The sequence below is a fragment of the Flavobacteriales bacterium genome (assembly GCA_013214975.1).
Lineage (GTDB): Bacteria > Bacteroidota > Bacteroidia > DT-38 > DT-38 > DT-38.
The window spans coordinates 1-6,686 of the sequence record JABSPR010000409.1 but is presented as its reverse complement, the minus strand read 5'-3'; the positions used below and the strand labels follow the sequence as shown (position 1 = coordinate 6,686).

At 36.0% G+C, this 6,686-nt stretch carries 8 protein-coding genes; 5 read left to right on the top strand and 3 right to left on the bottom strand.

What is annotated here, in order from left to right:
• The coding region (locus HRT72_12785) for a TonB-dependent receptor plug domain-containing protein (protein NQY68582.1) at positions 1–1,860 on the bottom strand (1,860 nt) is incomplete at its 3' end.
• A gap of 279 nt (positions 1,861–2,139) precedes the next feature.
• Between HRT72_12785 and HRT72_12780 the strand changes: the two genes are divergently transcribed.
• The 3 genes from HRT72_12780 to HRT72_12770 are packed head-to-tail and all read left to right on the top strand — an operon-like array spanning position 2,140 to position 3,881.
• The gene (locus HRT72_12780) at positions 2,140–2,769 is read left to right on the top strand and encodes a 4'-phosphopantetheinyl transferase superfamily protein (GenBank protein NQY68581.1); all 630 of its coding nucleotides are present in this window, start codon (positions 2,140–2,142) and stop codon (positions 2,767–2,769) included.
• A complete protein-coding gene (locus tag HRT72_12775) occupies positions 2,747–3,496 on the top strand; it encodes a geranylgeranylglyceryl/heptaprenylglyceryl phosphate synthase (GenBank protein ID NQY68580.1) in 750 nt (249 codons plus the stop codon). Before HRT72_12780 ends, HRT72_12775 begins: the two co-directional genes overlap by 23 nt.
• Positions 3,489–3,881 carry a hypothetical protein gene (locus HRT72_12770; GenBank protein NQY68579.1) on the top strand — a complete coding sequence of 131 codons (393 nt, stop codon included), beginning with the start codon at positions 3,489–3,491 and terminating at the stop codon, positions 3,879–3,881. The genes HRT72_12775 and HRT72_12770 overlap by 8 nt, the downstream gene beginning before the upstream one ends.
• 2 nt (positions 3,882–3,883) lie before the next feature.
• Here HRT72_12770 and nadC read toward each other — a convergent pair whose 3' ends face one another.
• Positions 3,884–4,720 (bottom strand): carboxylating nicotinate-nucleotide diphosphorylase, encoded by an 837-nt coding sequence (gene nadC, locus HRT72_12765; GenBank protein ID NQY68578.1) that lies wholly within the window; start codon positions 4,718–4,720, stop codon positions 3,884–3,886.
• A 48-nt stretch (positions 4,721–4,768) separates the two neighbouring features.
• Positions 4,769–5,131, bottom strand: coding sequence for a DUF4783 domain-containing protein (locus tag HRT72_12760; GenBank protein ID NQY68577.1), 363 nt, complete (start codon positions 5,129–5,131; stop codon positions 4,769–4,771).
• A gap of 109 nt (positions 5,132–5,240) precedes the next feature.
• On the opposite strand from HRT72_12760, the gene rlmH reads away from it, so the two are divergent.
• A complete protein-coding gene (gene rlmH / locus HRT72_12755; GenBank protein ID NQY68576.1) occupies positions 5,241–5,714 on the top strand; it encodes a 23S rRNA (pseudouridine(1915)-N(3))-methyltransferase RlmH in 474 nt (157 codons plus the stop codon).
• Positions 5,715–5,896: 182 nt separating this feature from the next.
• Positions 5,897–6,686 (top strand): hypothetical protein (locus tag HRT72_12750; GenBank protein NQY68575.1); only part of this gene is annotated, 790 nt, incomplete at its 3' end.

The following is a 6,686-nucleotide window of genomic DNA, read 5'->3' as shown; positions in this document are numbered from 1 at the left end:
TGTTAATTGACGGGCAATAGTCAAAATTGCGATTGGTCCGTTACCACCACCACCTGTAGTAGTACCATTTCTCCAACCTCTATCCCATCTCTTCTCAAATTCGAATCCAATAGATAAAGAGTGATCACCAATATTAGCAGAACCAGAACCTGTTATACGGAATTGGTCATTTTCAGTTTTACTAAATCCATTATAAGGTGTTCCGATGTTACTCCAGATGTTATAAACACTCCCAGGAGCATCACCATTTCTCAATGCATTACCTTGTTGGATTTGGAATAAATTCTCGTAGTGATCTTCTGGACTTCCAGCGTAAATATTATAATACTGAGAAGTTATAGCCGCTAGAGATGAATTCGTCTCAGATCCTTCGAAAGCAACTTCAACATCTCTAAACCCATCATGCTCATAAGCATTTGTAGTAGGATTCAATGCATAAGAAGGAACTCTTGTTGTAGTGAATGTTCCTACGTGACCATAGTTAAAGATATTATATCCATGCTTTGGATCATACGTGTCATTTCTCTCTTTCGTGTAATCAACCATTAAAGAGTAGTATGCACTAGATATTTTTGAACTGTTCTCTGAATCATTTTGGAATCGTTGAGTTAAACGACCAAATACTCTATAATCTAAAGATTTTGAAATTCCAAAATTAGAGAAGTTCAATAGTGAGTTACTATAAGAGTAATTATTACCAGAAACATAGTTCATTGATCCACCAAAAGAAAGGTTTACAGATGGTCCAGTATTAACATCTACTTTAAGTTGAGCTGAAACATTCGTGTTTCTAGCATTCATTCTAAAAGGAGTTGACTCAAAATCGTCTGATCTCAAGAAAAGTGCATTGTGAAAAGTTCCTTGTCCAGTTGAAGTAGGACGAAGAGGATTAGCTAACAATTCATCCCTAACCGATTTCTTAATTCTATAACTTCCTCCACTTAATGGACGTGTATCTAATCTATCAGTCAAGTTAACAGAAAGTAAAAATCCTAATCTAGGTTTTGTTCTGGCTCCAGTTGAATCTTTCTGCATCCATAATGGACCGGAGACCATTCCTTCTACTAGGTTATATGCGTACTTATCAAACCCGAATACCTTACCAGTATAATCTTCTGTTTCAGCGAGCTCACCAAACGGATCTTTACCAGCGAAGTAGAACCCCGAAGTTACTCCCTCTATACTACCGAAGTATTTTGCCGAAGGCCCCCTAGTAGTAATCGAAATAATCCCACCAGTTACATCTCCGTAGTTGGCCGGAACACCACCTGTAATTACTTTCACCTCTTCAATTGCTGACTTAGGAAGATTCGCAGAGCCACGAACTTTAATCCCATCAATATAGAAGTAGGTCCCATCAGAACGAGAACCACGAACACTAATGCTTCCTGACCCTTCATTTGTACTAATCCCTCCCACTGTTCTGGCAACACCTGCCGCAGAACGAACTGGAAGTCTAGCGATATCTTCTCTAGTGATTGTTGCCCCTGAAGCACCACCATTCCTATCAATCAATGGTACCTTATATGCTACGACAGTAACTTCACTAATTTCCAGAACACTTTTAGCTATTGATATTTCCTGATCATCAAGGAATGTAATAGATTCAGAACTTACGATTACACCTTCTAATTGAAGTGGTTTGTAACCGGCATTATCATTACTCATGTTCACAACATAAGAACCAGGTGAAATTGAGTTAATTTGAAATTTCCCCTTCTCATCAGAGTAGGCACCAGCTTTTACAGTACCATTAAGACTGATCTTAACCTTCACACCTTCAATAGGCTGTTTTGATTTAGAATCGATAATGGAACCTTTAATGGTACCTAGACCCGTCTGGGAGAACCCGTAAGACATTGTAAGCAAGAAGCTTATCAGAAATAAGTTAAGTTTTCGTAACATAAGTACAGTTTATTTATATAAAACTAGTTGCTCTAGTAAAGCGCGTAAATATAGAAAAAATCGAGCTTAATAGCTATTTGTTAAAAATATTTAAAAGCCAATTCTTTTAACCCGTATTAACAAATGTATGAAGTAAAAGTCTTTTAATTTTCTTATTAAGATGCAAATTCAAAACAATTATACATGTCTAATCATTTCCGTCTATTTTTCGTTCTTTTGTATACATCTTAATTAATGGACTTCAAAACAAATAGAATACAATGTAATACCACTGAGATTTTCTTACTTACGTATGAAGACTTTGATCCCTCATCTTATATTGAAAACCTTACTCCAATTGAAATTGAGCGATATCACACCTTCAAAAATATTGGGCGAAAGAGAGAATTTGTGGCTACTCGAATATTAAGGTGTAGAAACCTTGGGGCTGATCAAATACTCTATGACCCTAATGGCGCACCATTTATTAAAGGTGAAGGTTTTATTTCTGTTAGTCATTCTGGTGACACAGTTGGACTGGCAATAAATAAGAATCACAGCGTTGGGCTAGACATAGAGTTCCCAAGGAAAAACATCCTCAAGATCAAATCGAAATTTTTGTCCGAAAGAGAAATGCAGTTGTTCGATTGCACAAATCCTGATGTAGTCACTAAATTATGGTCAGCAAAGGAGGCTCTTTACAAATTAGCAGGTAGAAAAGAGATTTTGTTTATCGAAGAACTTCTTCTTTCGAAAACTGAAGACGGTTTATTAAGCGGAACCATTATTAACCCGGATCATGAACTTTATGTGAAATTGGATATATTTGAGCGCAACGGAATGTTTATAACCATAAATACAGATGAGGTTGAACGAAACAAATAATATATTAAACAAAATATCTTCGAAGAAAGGTCAAATAGCAATTTTGATCGATCCCGAAAAATGTACTGACACCACCAAACTTTCGGAGATCTTGAAAAAGGCAATTTTCGCGAATGTAAATTATCTGTTTGTTGGAGGAAGCACAGTGACGAGAGAAGAATTTATCAATTGTATTGATTTCATTAAATCAAATTCTAAAATTCCATTAGTCATCTTCCCTGGGTCTTCGCATCAAATATCTGGAAAGGCAGATGCCCTACTCTATTTGAGTCTTATTTCAGGTAGGAATCCTGATTTCTTAATTGGACATCATGTTTTATCAGCAAGTGAAGTATATAGAATGGACATCGAAGTGCTGCCTACAGGTTATATTTTAATTGAAGGGGGAACTAATTCTTCAGTCGCTTATGTAAGTCAAACGACCCCAATTCCAGGTGATAAGATGAGTATCATAATTAACACAGCCAAAGCAGGAATACTTCAAGGGAAAAAACTTCTTTATTTTGACGCTGGAAGTGGTGCAATATCTCACGTGCCAATTAAAGTAATTGAGGAAGCGAATAAACTTAATACTCCAATGATCGTTGGTGGCGGAATTCGAACTTTAGAACAAATCCAACAAATTCATGCGGCTGGAGCAAATATTGCTGTCATTGGGAACAAGATAGAAGAGGATATCAATTTTCTATTAGATATAAAATCCTATATTGAAGAAGTAAATGAGTAAAAGAGATCAAAATATGTCAATAATAAGAACAATTGCAGGAGCTGCTTTTGGTCTCTCGTTTTTGATGGCTATTTTTTTATTCACGGATATCGGAAGAGGATTAATCTCGATTCTAATGGCAAAGTATATTTTTATAGGTTCCGGAGCGGTCGGTTTTTGTCTTAATCTTTTGGCTTTTCAATCAGGGAAGCACCACCCAGTTTACAATTTTGTTTATTGGTCAGGTTCTATAATTCTATTCATAGGATTGGTTTTTCTCCTTATGAGATGGACTTACGCTTTCTACATTATTGTAACCGGATTGGTCATATTGGGAGTTTCATTCTTCCTTCCAGCTCAATTATCAAACGCTAAGCCAAAGAATCCTGACCTGCTAGATGATTAGCATTACTCAAAACTTGCCTTTAACGACATATCTAAACTTTCAAAACTGTGGGTTAATGCCCCGACAGAAATAAAGTCAACACCTGTTTCCGCGTACGATCTAATTGTTTCTTCCGTTATTCCACCCGAGGCTTCGGTTTCAATTGAATCAGGAATTCGAGGTAAAACATCTTTGATTTCTTGAGGAGTAAAATTATCTAACATTATTCTATCCACTTTTCCAACTGAAAGAACCTCATCCAATTCTTCCATATTTCGAACTTCGATTTCAATTTTTAATTGTTGTCCAGTTTCAGATAAATAGTCATTCGCTCTGGTTATAGCTTGCGAAACGCCTCCGGCATAATCAATATGATTGTCCTTTAGCATGATCATATCGTAAAGTGCAAATCGGTGATTATACCCCCCACCTATTCGAACTGCCCATTTCTCCATGTATCTAATTCCTGGTGTTGTCTTCCTCGTATCTAGCAATTTAGCGTTCGTTCCATCAATTAAGCCAACAATCTGACTTGTCTTTGTGGCAATGCCACTCATTCGCTGCATGAAATTAAGTACCAATCGCTCTGTACTTAATATTGACCTTGATTTTCCTGAAATTTCAAAAGCAATATCGCCAACTTTCACTTTTTCTCCGTCTCGAATATGAGTAACAATACTTAATGATGAATCATAGGTTTTGAAAATGCGCTGGGCCAATTCGATCCCAGCTATCACTCCATCTTGTTTTACAATGAGCTTAGCTGTACCAATTGCATCCTGAGGAACACATGAAATTGAAGAGTGATCTCCGTCTCCAATATCTTCAGCAAGGGCATTTTTTATTATCTGATCTATCATAGATCAAAAATAAGGTGAAATCAATAAGAAAAATGATTTTTTTTGATGTTATTTTTCAATAGCTAGACTTTCAACCTTAAACGAGCCATTAATTTTCTTAAAATGGATGGTCACTCTAAACTCTGAACTGCCACTTTTATATGTTCCAATTGCGAAAGCCCCTTCACTTGATCCTTTTCCCTTATGAATATACTTAAATGATTTGGCCGGATATTTTGTAAAAAACTTCTTTAGTACGAGAGTAGCTTGAGCCTTACTATACACTCCTTCTGAACCATCGACATTTATCAAAATCTTTTCTTTACTGAGAGAAACTAATCCTTTAGAATTTCCAGATTTAAACGCACTTTCTACTGAACCGAAAGGCACGGAAAGCATCACTATTGTCACTAAAGTATAAATTAACCCCACAATTATAGTTGTTTTGATACTTTCCCAAACCTACAAAATTTATGCCGAAAACATTGTTCCAAAAGCTATTAATGTATTCGATTAGAATGTGATTGATTAAATTCGCCAGATGAGAATTAAAGTTATTTGTATTGGCAAGACAGGAAGATCATTTTTACTTGAAGGCGAAAACGAATATTTAAAACGCCTTAAGCACTACTACCCAGTGGATAAAATAGAATTGCCAGACATTAAAAATGCACGTAAATTAACACAGGATCAAGTTAAAATTGAAGAAGGGAAGCAGCTCCTTTCAAAATTATCAGGTGGAGAACAGGTATACTTATTAGACGAAAAAGGAAAGACATTCAGTTCAGTAGGATTCTCCACTTTCATTCAAAAAAGATTCAACCAAGGAGGCAAATCATTGGTATTCATAATTGGTGGCGCTTATGGACTCTCAGAAGAAGTTTATTCTAAAGCTGACGGTAAGATCAGTCTCTCAGAAATGACTTTTTCACATCAAATGATTCGGATGCTTTTCTTTGAGCAAGTTTACCGTGCGTTAACAATTCTCAAAGGCGAACCGTATCATCATCAATAATCAAGAGAAATTATTGTAAATTCGACAAACGAACGACATAATTGGCGGAATCAAAGTACTTCTTATCAACTGACATTTTACCAACCATAATTTGGCTGGTAATTATTATCGTCATCGCATATGGCATTCGAAACTCAAAAACAAACACTCCGCACTACAAATATTTCATGCCCAATCTGTACATGAAAATAGTATCTAGTGTAGGGTTCGCACTTTTTTACATATTCTATTATGGTGGTGGTGATACTACAGCATATTATGACGGTGCCACAACTCTAAATAACTTATTTTTAGAATCTCCAGAACTATTTTTCGAGAACTTAACGACTGAACCAGACTTCAATAGCATTGGACATTATTTCGATGCTAAAACGGGTTATCCCCCAAGTTGGATTTACAAGGAATCCGAAGGTTTTTTTGTGTGTAAATTACTATCATTCCTGACCTTTTTTACATTCAAAAGTTATTTGGCTTCTACTATAATAATTTCAGCTTTTGCCACAATTTCTTCTTGGAGATTATTCTCGCTCGTACGAGAGTACAAATTCTGCAACGAAAAGTATCTTGCTTTAGGTATTCTATTCCTTCCTTCCGTAAACTTCTGGTGTTCTGGAATCTCTAAGGACACGGTAGTTTTAATCGCAACAATGTTTGCCGTTTATCATGGATTTAAGATCGTTTCGTTAACGTTGAAAAGCTCCTTTAAAAACTGGTTTTTCTTTGCATTCAATATGCTTTTAATTTACCATGTTCGAGACTTCATATTTCTTGCAATTTCAGTTCCATTTGCACTTTCTATTAGTGCTCGTTTTGTAAAAGTCTACGGGGGCGGAGATTATGCTGTAATCATAGTACGAACTATATTATTTGGTGTAGGTCTCGTGCTAATAAGTGGGTCAATAATCTCAAAGTCCGAAGAAGATTTCATTGAATCAAATTCTCTGGTTCAAAAAGCTGCAATTGTACAGAATG